12 protein-coding genes are annotated in these 15,964 nt (G+C 36.8%); 6 read left to right on the top strand and 6 right to left on the bottom strand.

Annotated features, from left to right (window positions below):
• Positions 1 to 37 precede the first annotated feature (37 nt).
• The 6 genes from B5488_RS16245 (at position 38) to B5488_RS16270 (ending at position 4,430) form a co-directional block, all read left to right on the top strand.
• The gene (locus tag B5488_RS16245; RefSeq protein ID WP_079736655.1) at positions 38 to 607 is read left to right on the top strand and encodes a Crp/Fnr family transcriptional regulator; all 570 of its coding nucleotides are present in this window, start codon (positions 38 to 40) and stop codon (positions 605 to 607) included.
• 69 nt (positions 608 to 676) lie between these two features.
• Entirely contained in the window at positions 677 to 1,084 is a 408-nt protein-coding gene (gene uraH / locus B5488_RS16250; RefSeq protein ID WP_407690222.1) for a hydroxyisourate hydrolase, read from the top strand.
• A 164-nt stretch (positions 1,085 to 1,248) separates the two neighbouring features.
• The gene (locus tag B5488_RS16255) at positions 1,249 to 2,376 is read left to right on the top strand and encodes an MFS transporter (RefSeq protein WP_231919763.1); all 1,128 of its coding nucleotides are present in this window, start codon (positions 1,249 to 1,251) and stop codon (positions 2,374 to 2,376) included.
• A 9-nt stretch (positions 2,377 to 2,385) separates the two neighbouring features.
• Positions 2,386 to 3,018: a nucleoside deaminase gene (locus B5488_RS16260; protein ID WP_079736208.1), complete on the top strand. Its 633-nt coding sequence runs from the start codon at positions 2,386 to 2,388 to the stop codon at positions 3,016 to 3,018.
• A 1-nt stretch (position 3,019) separates the two neighbouring features.
• Positions 3,020 to 3,832 (top strand): META domain-containing protein, encoded by an 813-nt coding sequence (locus B5488_RS16265; protein ID WP_079736209.1) that lies wholly within the window; start codon positions 3,020 to 3,022, stop codon positions 3,830 to 3,832.
• Positions 3,833 to 3,938: 106 nt separating this feature from the next.
• On the top strand, positions 3,939 to 4,430 hold the full coding sequence (locus B5488_RS16270) for a GlcG/HbpS family heme-binding protein (RefSeq protein ID WP_079736210.1): 492 nt from the start codon (positions 3,939 to 3,941) through the stop codon (positions 4,428 to 4,430).
• A gap of 555 nt (positions 4,431 to 4,985) precedes the next feature.
• Here B5488_RS16270 and B5488_RS16275 read toward each other — a convergent pair.
• The 6 genes from B5488_RS16275 to B5488_RS16295 all read right to left on the bottom strand — a co-directional run bounded on the left by B5488_RS16275 (position 4,986) and on the right by B5488_RS16295 (position 15,948).
• Positions 4,986 to 7,691, bottom strand: a complete 2,706-nt coding sequence (locus B5488_RS16275) for a glycoside hydrolase family 20 zincin-like fold domain-containing protein (protein ID WP_079736211.1) — start codon at positions 7,689 to 7,691, stop codon at positions 4,986 to 4,988.
• A 110-nt stretch (positions 7,692 to 7,801) separates the two neighbouring features.
• The gene (locus B5488_RS16280; protein ID WP_079736212.1) at positions 7,802 to 8,596 is read right to left on the bottom strand and encodes a glycoside hydrolase family 16 protein; all 795 of its coding nucleotides are present in this window, start codon (positions 8,594 to 8,596) and stop codon (positions 7,802 to 7,804) included.
• A gap of 38 nt (positions 8,597 to 8,634) precedes the next feature.
• Positions 8,635 to 10,320, bottom strand: coding sequence for a beta-N-acetylhexosaminidase (locus B5488_RS16285; protein WP_407690208.1), 1,686 nt, complete (start codon positions 10,318 to 10,320; stop codon positions 8,635 to 8,637).
• A gap of 96 nt (positions 10,321 to 10,416) precedes the next feature.
• On the bottom strand, positions 10,417 to 12,102 hold the full coding sequence (locus B5488_RS17920) for a sulfatase family protein (protein WP_106197135.1): 1,686 nt from the start codon (positions 12,100 to 12,102) through the stop codon (positions 10,417 to 10,419).
• Positions 12,103 to 12,123: 21 nt separating this feature from the next.
• The gene (locus tag B5488_RS17925; protein WP_106197134.1) at positions 12,124 to 13,680 is read right to left on the bottom strand and encodes a sulfatase family protein; all 1,557 of its coding nucleotides are present in this window, start codon (positions 13,678 to 13,680) and stop codon (positions 12,124 to 12,126) included.
• 276 nt (positions 13,681 to 13,956) lie between these two features.
• Positions 13,957 to 15,948 carry a RagB/SusD family nutrient uptake outer membrane protein gene (locus B5488_RS16295; protein WP_079736214.1) on the bottom strand — a complete coding sequence of 664 codons (1,992 nt, stop codon included), beginning with the start codon at positions 15,946 to 15,948 and terminating at the stop codon, positions 13,957 to 13,959.
• Between the last annotated feature and the right edge of the window lie 16 nt (positions 15,949 to 15,964).

The raw sequence follows: 15,964 nt of genomic DNA on the forward strand, positions 1-15,964 counted from the left end.
ATATAGCTGTTTTTAAAAATTGTTAGATGAAATGAATATGTTTAAAAAAATCAAACAATATTTAGACGAAAAAACTTCTCTTCAGGAACGCGAAATAAACTACATAGTAGAATTTTTTAGCCTGAAAAATGCTAAAAGAAATGAGATTTTAATAAATCAATCCGAGGTCTGTAATAACTTTTATTTTATAAATAAGGGTATACTGCGCATTTTTACACTTAACTCAGAAGGCTTGGAAGCTTCTCGATTTTTTGCATTCGAAGGAATGTTCTGTACGGCTTTACCAAGTTTTATTGACCAAAAACCTGCAGGCGAATATCTTCAAAGCCTTGAAAAATCCGAACTGTTGGTTTGTAAGCGTAATGATTTTTATAAACTAATTAAGCAATTTCCTGAGATGGATCGCATATATAGGGAGATATTAGAATTGGGTTTTATTACCTCTCAAAAGAGAATTTATGGTTTCCAGGGCTTTAATGCATTAGAAAAAGTGAAATGGACTATAGAAAACCAACCACAAATCCTGTTAAGAGTTTCTAATAAAATGGCTGCTTCGTACCTGGGAATTTCCCCTTCTACCTTAAGCAGAGCTAAAGCAAGACTTTAGATTCCTTGACTTAAGTCAACGTTCTTAAGCATTTCTCACCCTATTTTTGTAAAAAAAAATATTATGAAAATCAAAAAAATGCTTCTAGGATTTTGCTTGATCCTGATCACTTCACTAGGTTTTGCTCAAAATGATACACATCAGTTATCTACACATATTTTAGATATCTCTGAAGGTGCTCCGGCTGCAAATGTTTCAATTAAACTTGAAAAAAGAAATAATACGACAGAGTCCTGGGAATTTGTATCTCAAAAGGAGACAAAGGAAAATGGCCGTATTAACGATTTTCTTCCGACTGGGAAAAGTAATAATGGAATTTATAAATTCACCTTTTTTGTAAAAGAATATTATAAAGAAAAGAGTACAGAAACTTTCTATCCCTTTATAGAAGTTGTTTTTGAAATTAAAGATGAGAAACATTACCACGTACCAATCACACTTTCTGCATTTGGTTATTCCACTTATCGTGGTAGTTAACAAAATGTTCATTTTGCCTTCGCTGGGTATATCTGCAGTAGTTTACTTAATACTTTTTAATATTTACCCTACAGTAATTATATGCTTATACCTAATGCCGATAGCTATTATATTTACCTATCATAATCTCAATGAAACAGCTTAGTAATTCTGTACTGTACCTTATGAGTATTTCGGCTGGTTTGGTGGTTGCGAACTTGTATTACAATCAGCCATTGCTTCACCAAATAGCCGTTACCTTTTCTGTAAATGAGTCTACAGTAAGTAATGTCGCTCTTTCTACCCAGGTAGGTTATGCGCTTGGTTTATTGATAATTATTCCCTTAGGGGATAAAATAACCAATAAGAAGATTTTACAATTTGATTTCTTATTAATGATTCTTTCATTAATTGCTGCTGCGATGTCAAATTCCTTACTCTTACTTATTATTAGTAGTTTTTTTATAGGTTTTACATCGGCTATACCACAACTTTTTGTACCCATGGCCGCAGAGTTATCTGATGATAAAGGACGTGGTCGTGCCATTGGAATAGTAATGAGCGGCTTGCTTATTGGTATTTTAGGAAGCCGTGTAATTAGTGGATTGGTTGGAGCGCAATTTGGTTGGAGAGTTATGTATTATGCCGCAGCGGTTTTAATGTTTGCACTTTTTGTATTGTTACAACTCAAACTCCCTAAAATAAGGCGGAATTATAAAGGGAGTTATGCAGTTTTAATGAAGTCTCTTTGGTTTTATTTTAAAACTGAATCTTCCTTAAGATTAGCCGCACTTAGAGGAGCATTGGCATTTGCAGGCTTAAGCGCTTTTTGGACTACCCTGGTTTTTCTAATGGAAGACTCTTTCGGATATGGCAGTGGGGTAACCGGTGCCTTTGGTCTCTTTGGAATATTAGGAGCCCTAGCGGCCACTGTAATAGGAAAATTGAATGATAAAATCAATAAAAACAGAATTATTTTGTTTTCTGTGATTTTAATTATTCTATCCTGGGTAGTTTTCCTGTTTTCCACAACTTCTTTAATAGGTTTAATTATTGGAATTACTCTGGTAGATCTTGGTCTACAGGCTTTACATATTACCAACCAGAATATCATATTTTCTAAGAATCCTGAAGCGCGTAACCGTGTAAACACAATTTATATGGTAAGTTTTTTTATTGGGGGAGCTTTGGGCACAACCGTGGGAGCATTTGCTTGGCAACATTACCAGTGGATAGGGGTTTCACTTACAGGATTACTTTTATCGCTTAGCCTCCTTATTGTGCATTTAGTCTATAAACGTAAAACACTTTAATAAGTTAAAATGAAATATAGAATAATTGGAGTCTTGTTTATCGCTATGAATATTATGGGATGTAAGAGTAGTGAAAAGATGAATTTTGACACTCATTCAATTTCTTCCGGCGCTATTAATAAATTGAAAACTACAAAAAATATGGAAAATTCTAAAAGTAAATTTTCAGAAAATGACATAGAACATTTAAAGTATTGTCTTGCTTTAGCTGAAGAAGCTCTAAAAGCCGGAGATGAACCATTTGGTTCTATTTTGGTTAATGAAAATAATGAAGTAATCGCCATTGCCCGAAATAGAGTAAATGAAATTAACGCACTTTCACACCCGGAAATAGAATTAGCCAATTGGGCGGCAGTAAATCTTTCAGAAAAGGATAGAAAAAATACGACAATGTATACCAGTGGCGAACATTGCCCTATGTGTGCGGCAGCCCATGCCTGGGTAGAATTGGGAGGAATTGTTTATCTAAGTTCAGCAGCACAATTAGGAACCTGGCTGGAAGAAGTAAACGCCAAAGCGACACCTATTAATTTTATTCCTGTTGAAGAAATTATTAAAAATATTTCGGTTAAAGGCCCATTCAAAGGCGAACTTCTTCAGGGAATTAAAGACTTACAAATAAAATATCATAACAATAATTGAAATGAAAAATATAATATTCAGTCTTGCACTTATAATCATAACTGCTGTAAGCTGTAACACTGTAAAAAAAACGAGTGAATCTACAGATGATTCTACTTCAAGTATAGCTGATAAGGAATCTATTATCCAGGAAAAATGGACGCTAATAGAACTGGAAGGTCAGAAAATAACTAACAATAATAAAAATGCTATTTATTTCACCTTAAATCCAGATGGGAATAGCATAAATGGTTTTGCCGGATGCAATACGTTTTTTGGGGATTATAATTTAGAGGAAAATAACCGCATTCGGTTTTCTAAATTAGCTACTACGCGTATGGCCTGTCCTGAAAATATGATTGAGGAAAGCGAAATTTTGAAAGTTTTTGAGCTTGCAGATAATTATACGGTAAATGATAATTTCTTAATGCTTAATGTTGGAAGGCGAAGCCCTCTGGCTGTTTTCGAAAAATCTGTTCCAGAGGTTATAGGGAAGTATTGGAAACTTAAAACCCTGGAAGGACAGGAAATTGAAATGAGCGAAAACCAGGAGAGAGAAGCGTACTTTATTCTGGATGCTAAGGATAATATGATTAAAGGTTTTGCAGGTTGTAATACTTTTAATGGTACATATACTTTGGAAGAAGGCAATCGTATTAATTTTTCTCAAATGGCTACTACTATGAAAGCTTGTGCTAATGTAGCTATCAATGAATCGGAATTCTTAAAGGTTTTTGAACTGGCAGATAATTACACAATTCAGGGAGATGTCTTAAGCTTAAATGTTGGAAGACGTGCACCCCTAGCCGTTTTTGAAGCGGTTTATTTTGATTAGATAAAAAATATCCCCTTTGAATAAAGATCTAAATGGATGTTAGCAGGTTTTTTATCTGGAAACTTAGATCACTATAAATTTTTAAGAAACCTATAATAAAATAATTATGAAGATATTTAAAAGCATATTGTGTGCCGTAATAGTATTAATCACTTATTCTACGTCTGCGCAATATTTAAATAAATCTTTAGACTTGAACCAATCAGGAGCTTTAAAGTTAGCAGCACAAGCCGGGTTGGAAGCTCAAAAATTGAACAAAAATGTATCCATTGCAATACTCAATTCATCAGGGACTACTTTATTATTGCTGAAGGGAGACCAGGTAGGACCTCATAATACAGAAGCTTCCAGAAAAAAAGCCTATACCTCTTTATCTACAAAAACCCCAAGTTTTGAATTAATGAGAAAAGCAGCTGAAAGTAGAGATGCTAAGAACTTAAATACAGTAGACGAACTTTTATTATTAGGCGGGGGAGCACCTATTTGGAAAGATGGTGAACTTGTGGGAGGTATTGGTATATCTGGCGGAGGTAGCGGTGAAAATGACCACAAAATAGCCTTGGCTGCCCTTAAAAAATTAGGGTTTGCAATAAATTAAATTAATTCAAGTGAAGTGGTAACGAGCTCTGACTAAAATTTTGGGGATACTGGAAAAGTAAAACTGAATCATTTTTAGAATCTTCTAAATCTTGTAACTAGAACGATAGAAAATACGAAGATAAGAAGCAGGAAAAGGATGGTAATCTGATTTTCTAGCCAAATCGAATAATAGAAATTCCTGTGAAAGTATAATGATAAGGCCAATGCAAGGAGTATGCCTAGACACAGAATTTTATATGTATTTAATTGCATAATAATTTCTTAAGGAGATCCTATTATGCTAAGTCCAAATCTTATACCTGTATTTAAAGTTGCTTACCAGGAATAAGATTAAATTACTGGAATATAGTTCTTTAAAGAATTTCACATCGGTTTTCAATTATTTTAAAGCGGGGTAAATAGAGCCAGTTGGAGAAAAACGTACCGGTTATATAAACAGATGAACGTTTACTTTCATACGAATGGCATTTAAAAGAAACAAAGCCTGTATAATTATTCAATTTATCCTGCATTTTCAATTATTTGGCTGGAATTCAGGTTAATTCAGGCAAGCTTATTTCACAATAATCTCATCCAGAAAGATAAAACTCGACTTTCCTGCACCGGTATGCCACTCGGGTAAAGGTCCCATAGATTTTATTAAGACTTTTATATACCGTGCTTTTTCGTTTAATTTTCCAGAAGAAAAATTCTCAATAATTAAACCTTGCTTTTGAGGATCTATTTTATTTTCAGCAATGGCTACTTTCCTGAATTCTTTTGCGTCATTAGAAACATAGAACTCTACACTTGCCGGAAGCATAATCCAGGAAATTAATCGCTGGAAGAAATTGGAAGAAATTTCATTGATTTGGGTTTTTGCTTTTAGATCTAAAACCACTTCAATATCCTGGCCGGCATATCCTTGCCATCTTCCATCACCAAAATCTTCTGAACCTTTTAATCCATCTGTAAGTCCTCGGGGACCTCCCGCAGCATATGCTGGATTGGCTGTACTCACGCGACCCTTTATTTTAGGTTTTGCGCCCAGGGCTTTATGCACATTAAAATATTTAGCAGAGATTTCTCCTTTTTTGGTGTCTTTAAATCCCCTTGCCTTAATCTCTGCATTTTCTGTAATGCTTAGAGAACCTTCATATAGCTTGCTATCTCTAGTGGGTTCTCCGCCATTGGTAGTATATCTAATGACAGTGTCTGGATACAGTGTACTTAGCTTAATCTCCATTTCTCCGGGTTTTATAGCTTCTCCGGCATTTATAAATACGTAAGTTTCCAGATCTAATAATTCGTGGGCAGTTTTATCATATTCATTTAGATTTTCTGTAAGCCAATACTCCCGGTTTTCAGCTTTCCACAAATTGATGTAATCTATTTTAAGTTGATGCAGCTCTTTAAATAACTCATCCCGGGTTTGTTTAATTTCTTCTTTTGATACTGCATCAGGATTCTCATGAACTTCCTGTAATTTTAGAATGAATAAATTCTTCTTTGCAGCAAAAGCAGCTCTTTTTGCTGCATTTTTTGCAACCCGGACTACTATCTTTTCCGAATTAGCTTTTGTTATTTTTCCTTCTAATTCTCTGGCTAGTGCACTTGCCTCTTCAAGCATTAATTTATTGGCGTCTTCAACTTTTTGCACTTCTTCTTTTGGATAGAAGTCAAAAATACTTCCCCAAATAGAAGCATTAGTTATACTGCCAAAAACCGGAATATCCCTTAGCTCGCTAAATTTATTTAAGGATTCTGTGATGCTTTCGCTATTGTTCATCTCAAAAAACAATAGGTCAATGGCCTTGTTAAAACTGCTTAATCTGCCTGCTCTCTCTTTGTTGGCCTGCGCTTCTTCCTGGCTTTTAATTGGATTCCATGCCATCTCTGCACCCCATATAATTCCGTGCCAGTTCGCATTAAATAAAGTCTCACCATCATCATCCCAGGCGGTGTTTATCATTCCCATAGCTCCATATTCTTTTCCGTCCCTCACATAGTTGGCAATGTTTTTTACAGCAACATCTAGATTAGGATAGATTTCGCTCCAATTTCTCACCCCGGGTGCAACCATAAAGTCAAAGCCCGATTCTTTAAAAGGGATAATAGCTTGATCAAAACTATCTCTGGGATCGTAACCCCAGGAAAGAATAATAAGGTCTTTTGGCAAACGATCTATAATCTCCTGGTGGTTAACAGCAATATCGCCCCACATCATAGTCCGTTTTCCATGCTTTTTAAGAATTTCATCAAGCTTATTAATATGCATTGCATATACGGCTTCCATTCCCAAAGAATCGACTAAATCTTTTGCTTTTCCAGATCCTAATCCATCGGTTTCATCGGCACCAATATTGAAGAAAGGATGGTCATAAGCCTGGGCTGCATCGCCAAGATACTCGTCTAAAAACTCATAGGTAGTAGGACTTCCTGGATTTAAATTCCATTTATTATCGGCAATTTCATCGTAGAAAGGATTTTTTAAAATTTCTTCCATATGCCCAAAAGCCTGCTGGTTTCCAATAAGCACTAAATGATATTGTGCAGCAAATTCTTCCAGCTCGTTAATTTCTTCAGGAGTAAAAGAATCTAAAGGCGCGATATCGGCGAACTTCTCGTTACGAAGTGTATGTTCGGTATAAAGATTTAGAAAATTAAGTTTATACTGAGATAATTTACGAATAGCATCCTTTATAAAATCCACCGTGGGAATGGGACCACGACTTATATCGTCCATCCACCCCCGATATTCCAATTCCGGCCAATCAGTAATTTCCAGAACAGGTAAACTTTTATTTTTAGCAGTTCTTATAAGTTGTCTCAAGGTTTGCACACCATAAAACAAACCTTTTTCGGTATTGGCTATTAGTTTAATTTGGCTCTCTTCAATTTTTAGCCAATATCCCTGTTCCCCAATTTTCTGAAGTTTTTCTGAATCGGGCAGGAGTTTTCTTATTTTCGAACCGGGATTCTCTTCAATAGAATATAAAATAATAGAAGCTTTCTTGGGCGATTTAACAATTTCTGAAGCAACCGACATTTGTTCACTCAATTCATTTTTTAACTGCTTAAGAGCAAAGTCATTATTCTGTGAGCTGTTAGTCCATAGAACCTGAGCTTTTTCCAGGTTAAATTCAGCTTCCGAAGAAATTAATTCCTGAGGTTTAGGTATAATAGTAATATCCTGCGCTTGCACTTCAGGAAATATGAAACCAGCTAAAATGAGTGTTATTGCGATGCTCATTTTATTTCTTAGAATTATTTTATTCATTATTACAGATAATATTTGAGGTTGATTTATAAGTATGTTTTTTGAGACACTATTCTTGGGACACACTCTTTAATAAATATTTTTAAATTTTTGAATCTGCACCATTTACATTATTTTTCTTTAAAAACCCGTACCCAATCTACCAGCATTTCAACGGGCAAATCTTCATCTTTAATGCTGCCGACCCAGTTTCCGCCAAGTGCCTGATCTAGAATAATAAAAAATTCTTGGTTGAAAGGCCATTGCTTTGAGTCGGCATTTTCAATTTTTGGATAAGAAAATGTCTTTTTTCCATTAACAAAGAAATCTAAGCGATTAGGGTACCATTCCACGCCATATACATTAAAGGTATCTATCTTAAATGGAACGGTGGTGAAATATGGCGGATACTCTTTTTTTTCCTGAATATCTATATAATTGGTATGCAAGGTTTGATAAACAATGGTGTCATAGTTCAGATATTCCATGATATCTATTTCCCCACTATGTGGCCAACCACCGTATTTGGGGTCTTGAGGCATCATCCAGATGGCAGGCCAGGAGCCTTTTCCTTTATCCAGTTTAGCTTTCACCTCAATTTTCCCGTATTTAAAAGAAAATTTATCGGTGGTTCTAATACAGCCTGTATTGTATTTTACGGTATCATTTTTATTGGTATTCAGAATGCCACGCAAATGTAATTTGCCATCTTTAACGAAACGTGTAGCATTTGAATCTGTGCAAAACCGTGCCCAATCTGCCGAATTTCTGGGGGCTTGAGACCATTTGTCGACATCGGGTTTACCTTCATTCTCAAACTCATCCTGCCAAATTAGTTCCCATTTCCCATCGGGTTTTTCCTGGATATTTCCTGTACCACATGCGGCTACAAGACAGGCAAAAAATATAACTACTATCTGTTTCATCTGATTTAAAAGGTTTTGAAGATATTTTTCATTTATTTTTAATATTCCGATTGTTCAAAAAATTCTGGGTGGAACCTAACTCCATTAGTCTTCCATCTGGTGTAGTGCCCCATATTTAAACGCCGGGTAAATTCCGTGAAATTTTTGTCTTTGCTATTGCTCCAAACCGCTTCGCTAAAGGCCAGCATTCTGGGCAACAGCATATATTCCAGGTGTTCCACCGATGAAATAAACTCAGTCCAAATCGCAAACTGCGAGCCTAATACATATTTTGCCTCATTTGCATTTAGTGCTTCGGGTACCGGTTTGTAATTATAAACGCGTTTTAAGGTGTTAATAGAGTAGGGGCCAGCCTGTGGTTCACCTTCTGGACCGGCCTGATAGCGATTAAAATAAAGAGGATCACTGGGACTCATAACTACATCGTGTCCAGATTTTGCAGCAGCAATTCCTCCTTTTTCTCCCTGCCAGCTCATCACCGTTGCATTTGGCGCCAAGCCACCTTCCAGGATCTCATCCCACCCCAGGAGTTTACGGTTATTTTCCTGGAGAAAATTTTCCATGCGTTTGATAAAATAGCTTTGCAGGCCTTTCTCATTTTTTAAGTTTTCTTGTTTAATTCTTTGTTGGCAGGATTCACATTTTTCCCAATAAGACTTATCTACTTCATCGCCTCCGATGTGAATATATTCTGAAGAAAAAATATCCATTACTTCTACCAATACATCCTGTAGAAACAGAAAAGGAGCTTCTTCCCCGGCACAGTAATTAAATGCCATATTTTCGGTGTCAGTGACATCGTTCCAAAGATTTGATCCGGGGGGATCCTGTTTTGGTTGTGCACAAGAGAATTCCGGATAAGCGGCAAGCGCTGCGGCCGAGTGACCGGGCATTTCAATTTCGGGAATTACAGTGATGTTTCTTTTTGCTGCATATGCAACTACTTCGCGGGCTTGTTCCTGGGTGTAATACCCTCCATAGCGATAAGGCTCTCCGCTTAAGGGTTCGGCATAGGTAGAATCTACCTTGTAAAAAACACTGCCCGGTATTTCCTCACGCCAGGCGCCAATACTGGTTAATTTTGGGTATTTTTTAATTTCCAATCGCCAGCCCTCGTTATCGGTAAGGTGCCAATGAAAAGTATTTAGTTTATAAAAAGCCATTAGGTCTAATACCTCTTTAATGGTTTCTACAGAATAAAAATGCCTACTTACATCCAGCATCATACCGCGCCAAGCAAATGCAGGTTCATCGGTTATCTCCATAGCCGGAAGTGTTATTTTTTCGTTGGTACGAATGCCTGGAAAATATTGCAGAACGCTCTGCACTCCATAAAACACTCCGGCCACAGTAGGTGCAGAAATAACAATACGGTCGGTGGATATTTTTAATTTATAACCTTCTTCTTTTAGATCTAAATTTCTATCTATTTCCAGTTTTATCGTCTTGCCTGAAGTTCGGTTTACAGGAAGCTGAATTCCGCTTAAGCGTTTTACCTGCTTTTGAAAATAGATAGTCATTTCTTCCAGACTATCATTTTTTGATGAAAACTGAAGTGAAGTGTTTTTATCTATCTCAAAAACTCCTGAACTTTTTTTCATTTTCAAAGGTGCGGGAATAAGCTGGGCTTGAACCGTGATTGTTATCCCGAAAAGTAACAAGAGAAGCATTAGGCTATTTGAGAAAATTTTCTTTTTAATGAGAAACTTCTTATTACCATGCATTAAATTCGGGGGTAAGTTTCGCAGTATCGCTTGAAGAAACTCCGAAGATTTAGCTCCAGAGTTTCTGTTGAAATTGAATATTTGCATACTTAAAACTTAAACTTTTTTATCTTCGTAAACCTTTATAAATTGCTTATCTAGTTTTTCGGAATCTTTATATTTCTTTCGGGTTTCTTCTAATTTTTTTATCATCATCTCCCTTACTTCGGCATAATCTGGATCGTAAAAAACATTGTGTAATTCTTGCGGATCGTTTTTACGGTCATAAAGTTCCCATTCATCTATATCATAGTAAAAGTGAATGATCTTATAATCTTTAGTAGCAATACCATAATGTCTTTTTACAGCATGCTCGGCAGGATATTCATAATAATGGTAATAAACAGCATCTCTATCCCAGGCCTCTTTTTCTCCCGTTAATAATGGTAATAAACTTTTACCCTGCATTTCATCTGGAGCATTTACACCGGCAGCATCTAAAAAGGTTTGTGCAAAATCCAGGTTTTGTACCATTTCCTCTTCGGTGATACCTGCTTTTATCTTGTTGGGCCATTTTATAAGCAAAGGAGTTCGAAAAGATTCTTCATACATAAATCGTTTATCGAACCAACCGTGCTCTCCTAAATAGAAGCCTTGATCTGAAGTATAAACCACTATTGTATTATCAGATAAGTCATTATCATCTAAATAATCCAGAACCCGACCTACGTTTTCATCTACTGAAGCAATAGTTCCCAGGTAATCTTGCATGTAACGCTGATACTTCCATTTCATAAGGTCCTCATCATCCATTTCTGGATATTTTTCGGCAAACTCTTTATTAATTGGGGTGTAAACTCTATCCCAGGCAGCTTTTTGTTCCGGGTTCATTCTTTTTGTAGGATCGCCTAAGTAACGCTCCTTAATCCCCAATTTTTTAACCACGCTATCCTCTAATTTAGTATCGTTGGTAAGGATCATATGGTCCAGAATGTTCATCTCTGCAGATTGTGCTGCTGTACTTTTACGATTTTTTGGCTGTTCAAAATTATTTTTCTGCGAAGAAAATTCGGGAGAACTTGGTTTTAAACCGTCCGGTTGAATACGGGTATAGTCATCGAAAAGGGTTTCCGGTAAAGGGAATTCTTTTTTTGTGAATTCTTTATAATGCCTTTCAGCCGGTAACCAGGCGCGGTGTGGAGCTTTGTGTAAATACATCAATAAGAATGGTTTTTCCTTATCACGTTCTTTTTCCAACCAGTTTATGGTGAGATCTGTAATTATATCGGTAACATATCCATCTATTACGGTGTCACCGTCCTTGGTTATAAATCGAGGGTTGTAATAACTTCCCTGTCCGGGTAGGATTTTAAATTCATCAAAGCCTTTTGGGTTGTTTCCAAAGTGTAATTTTCCAAACATAGCGGTTTGGTATCCGGCATCTTGTAAGATTTGCGGAAAAGTTACATTGGTAGTATCAAATTGACTTAGGTTGTCAATTTTTCCATTTAAATGACTGTGCTTGCCAGTTAAAATGACCGCACGGGAAGGTGCACAAATAGAATTGGTCACCGAGGCATTGTCGAAAAGAACACCTTCCTGCGCCAGCCTATCGATATTCGGGGTGTTAATTAGCTTATCACTATACGCACTTATTGCTTGATATGCGTGATCGTCAGACATCATAAAGACAATATTAGGACGTTTTTTTTCTTCTGTATTTTTTGTCTCTTCTTCGTTTTTACAAGAAAACAAAGCTGTTGCTAAAGCTAGCGAACAAAGGAAAACTCTGTAATTGGGCATGGGATTTAATTTAGATTCTCGTTATTGTTTATTGGTAATATTTAGTGATTTAGAATTCCTGACTTTCTTCAACTCCTCTTTCATCTTCTTCATTTTTTCCGGCATTTTTGAAACTAGATTTTCTGTTTCTCCAGGGTCTTTTCTTAGGTTGTATAATTGTGGGTTTCCTTTAAATCCGGTTTCTATGTTAACACCCCAGGGCACCTTGGTGGGGCCGGAATGAGGTTCTATATACTTATAATCCCCCTCAACATATGATAGTACATTTCTAATGGCTTGCTGTACCAGAGACTTCCTAGCTTTTGCTTGCTCTCCTATAAGGGCTTTCCATTGGTTTTGACTATCTATAGCCTTATTTTTCGCTATATTTTGACTCGTTAAAGCCGCAAAAGATCTTAAAAAATCTACCTGGCTTATTAAGGCCGAAGATTTGCTACCCGGACTTATTTTTCCTTTCCACTTAACGATAAGAGGAATACGGGTACCCGCTTGATAAGCACTATATTTCCCTCCTCTAAATTGGCCAAATGGATTGTGGTTTCCTAAATTTTCTTTGGCACCATCCAGATATCCATCATCTAAAACAGGACCGTTATCACTAGTAAAAATGATTAATGTATTTTCCTCCAAATTTAATTTTTCAAGTGCTTTTTCAATAGCACCTACCGTATGATCTAACTGAACAATAACATCACCTCTGGGTCCTTTTCCAGTAACCCCTGCAAAACGTTCGTGTGGAACACGCGGTACGTGAATATCATGGGTAGATAGGAAAAGAAAAAAAGGATTGTTTTTATTCTCCTTCAGGAATTCTATAGATTTCTGTATAAGTATATCGGCAATATCTTCATCCTGCCATAGTGCTTTTTCTCCTCCGCTCATATAACCAATCCGGCTTATTCCGTTGGTGATGCTTTGGTTATGCCCGTGGGAATACATCATTTTTAATTGTTCGGGGTTTTTGTCTCCGGTAGGGTTGCCATCTAAGTTTTTTCGATAGCTTACAATTATTGGGTCTTTAGGATCGAGGTTTACTACACGGTGGTTTTCTACAAAAACCGTAGGTACCCTATCGCCCGTAGCGGGTAGGAGGTAGGCATAGTCAAAACCTATTTCCAAAGGACCCGGTTTAATATCTTTATTCCAATTAATCGGAGCCTCTTTTCCCAAGCCAAGATGCCATTTTCCTACTACCGCAGTTTTATAGCCAGCTTTTTGTAAAACTCCTGGCAAAGTAGTGCTTCCGGGTAATATAAGACTCGTAGCATCGCCTGGCGCCACCCCTGTACCCTTCTTTCTCCAGGCATATTCCCCTGTAAGCATGGCATATCGGGAAGGCGTGCAAGTTGCTGCAGCTGCATAGGCATTGGTGAATTTTAAACCATTTTTAGCTAAGTTGTCTATATGCGGAGTAGGAATATACCCTCCATAATTGCTAATATCTCCGTATCCAAGATCATCCGCATAAATTAGTACGATATTGGGAGAGGTGATATTCTGGCTTTTCACTTGTAAGGGGATAAGCCCCAACGAATTAAATATTAAAAGATATATATAAGGTTTTAGATAAATTTTCATCTATATAGTTTAAAAATACGTTGCAATTCTATCATTCAATTTATATAAATTTTGAGTTATATATGTTTAAGATTTTTTATAAATACTGGTAATAAAAAGACAGGTTACTATTTCAAACCTGTCTTTTATGGCTATTCAAAAAACCTTCTATTTGTTCTGAATCGTGGACAGAAGTAGGTTGCTATAATGCTTAAGCATAAGCGTATTGGCTGCCTACATCCTCCATAATCCTTTTACTAATTATTATAATCTTTTAAATCCAATCAGATAAAATAATTAGAATTCAGCCCCGGTACCTGCCTGTGTAGACCATCCGGGATTTTGATAAATTATAGAGTTTGAAGGATCTGTTGACCCCTCAGGACCTGTGATAAGGAAATGTTCTGTTGCAATAGGATTTAAATAATGTGCAAAAGCCCAGGAGAATCCATCGCTTACAGGATTACCGGAACCAGTATTTATTCGATAAGGCATTAAGTAATTACTTTCTTCACTACTCGAAACATTTGGTACACCTCCCTGGCCGGGTTCTATCAACAAAGAATTTCCGTCTTCATCCTCATACCACTCCTCCATGGGGCCCCAAACTTTAAAACCTTCGATAATATGAGGTTCACTCTTTAACTGATCCAGTGCTCTCCAGCGTTTTAGATCAAAAAGACGCATTCCTTCTGCTATTAATTCACTTCGTCTTTCCCTTCTAATATTGTATAATACTGGATCATTTAGTAATTCTCCAGCAGAATAAGCCGCAAAATCATTTTCAGCTTCTTTAGCCATATCGGTTGCAGAAACAGTTATTTCGTAATCCGGCTCTATCCCTGCTCTAGATCTAATGGCTTCCCAATATTGCCCGGCTTTTTCATTTATACTTCCCTCCATCAAATAGGAAGCTTCAATATAATTTAGGTAGGCTTCAGCGGCACGAAATACGATACTACCAGTTGAGCCACTATTACCTTCTACATTGCTTTCCAGGTAAGAAAATCCTTTTTTTACAGAATATCCGGTCACGTCTTTTGTTTCTTGCAAACCTATAATATCGGGTATTCCAATAAGAAGAGGACTTCCATCAGAATCGACAGCATCTGTAAGTCGTAATTCTCCCGGGGCTTTCATAAAAAGCTGAAGTCTGTGGTCGCGATTTTCTTTAACATCTTGAAGAAAATCATCACCTGCATAACCTGAACCAGACGCATAAATGGGCAGACCGTTATCCATCAGAAAATTGTCCACAAAACTGCGTGTGTATCCCGAGTTCCCCCCATTTTGATTAATATAGTGGTTAACGTTATGGCTTATACCAAGGGTTGGGTCGTAGTCTCTCCATAGTAAAACTTCGTCATATGATTCTAAATTTTCGGAACCAAACATCGTAAAGTATGGATTGCCGGACGAATCATAACCAATATCTTCACCTGGAATATTTTGTGCCAAAGAAATATTATCTGCCACCTGTGCGGATGCCTCCATGGCCTCGGTCAGGAAAAAATCAATTTCTGTATCAATGTCTATACTAAAATCACTTATAACTCCCGCACCTGGCCAATCTGGTCCTCCGGGTACAAAAGGGGTGTCTTTATGGTAAGTTAACCAACTTCCTTCATGAAGAGCGACTCTTGATTTTAATAAAAGGGCAGTGTATTTTGAAATCCTGTTTTTTCCGTTTGGCGGTACATCTTGAAGTAATTCAATAGCATGCTCAAGATCAGAAAGAACAAAACGTGCTACTTCATTTCTTGGTCTTCGCTCAGATTCTGCAATTAATTGTTCCATATCATCTTCAAGGGTATTTGTCACTATGGGAAAATCACCTAATTCCTGAATTTTTTGAAAATACTCGTAAGCACGGAGGAAATAAGCCTCACCGATATAGTGTTCAACATATTGGGGACTACCTTCAATATCTCCTGCTTCCCACCTTGGAAGTACGGTCTCTAAAAAATAGTTTAACTGACGAATATTTCCAAAATTCCAGCTTCCACCCGACTGTGAAACCCTCCATTCACCGGGTGCCCAAATATTACTGTGACCTGATGTTGCTTGATTATCTGTATGGTTATCCATACCAAATGTTCCTATATTCCAACCGCCATGTGTTGGAAAATTATATCTTGCTATAGTATAAGCTGCAAGGTCTGCTTCTCTATTCAAATAGTCTTTCGGGGTAACATCAGATAGAGGTTCTCTATCCAGGAACTCATCGGCTTCACAACCCGCCAGAAGCATTAATGCCATATAGACAAAAATTGATTTTATTGATTTCATAATTACTTATTTTTTA

The sequence above is a fragment of the Salegentibacter salegens genome, from assembly GCF_900142975.1.
Classification (GTDB): Bacteria; Bacteroidota; Bacteroidia; order Flavobacteriales; family Flavobacteriaceae; genus Salegentibacter; species Salegentibacter salegens.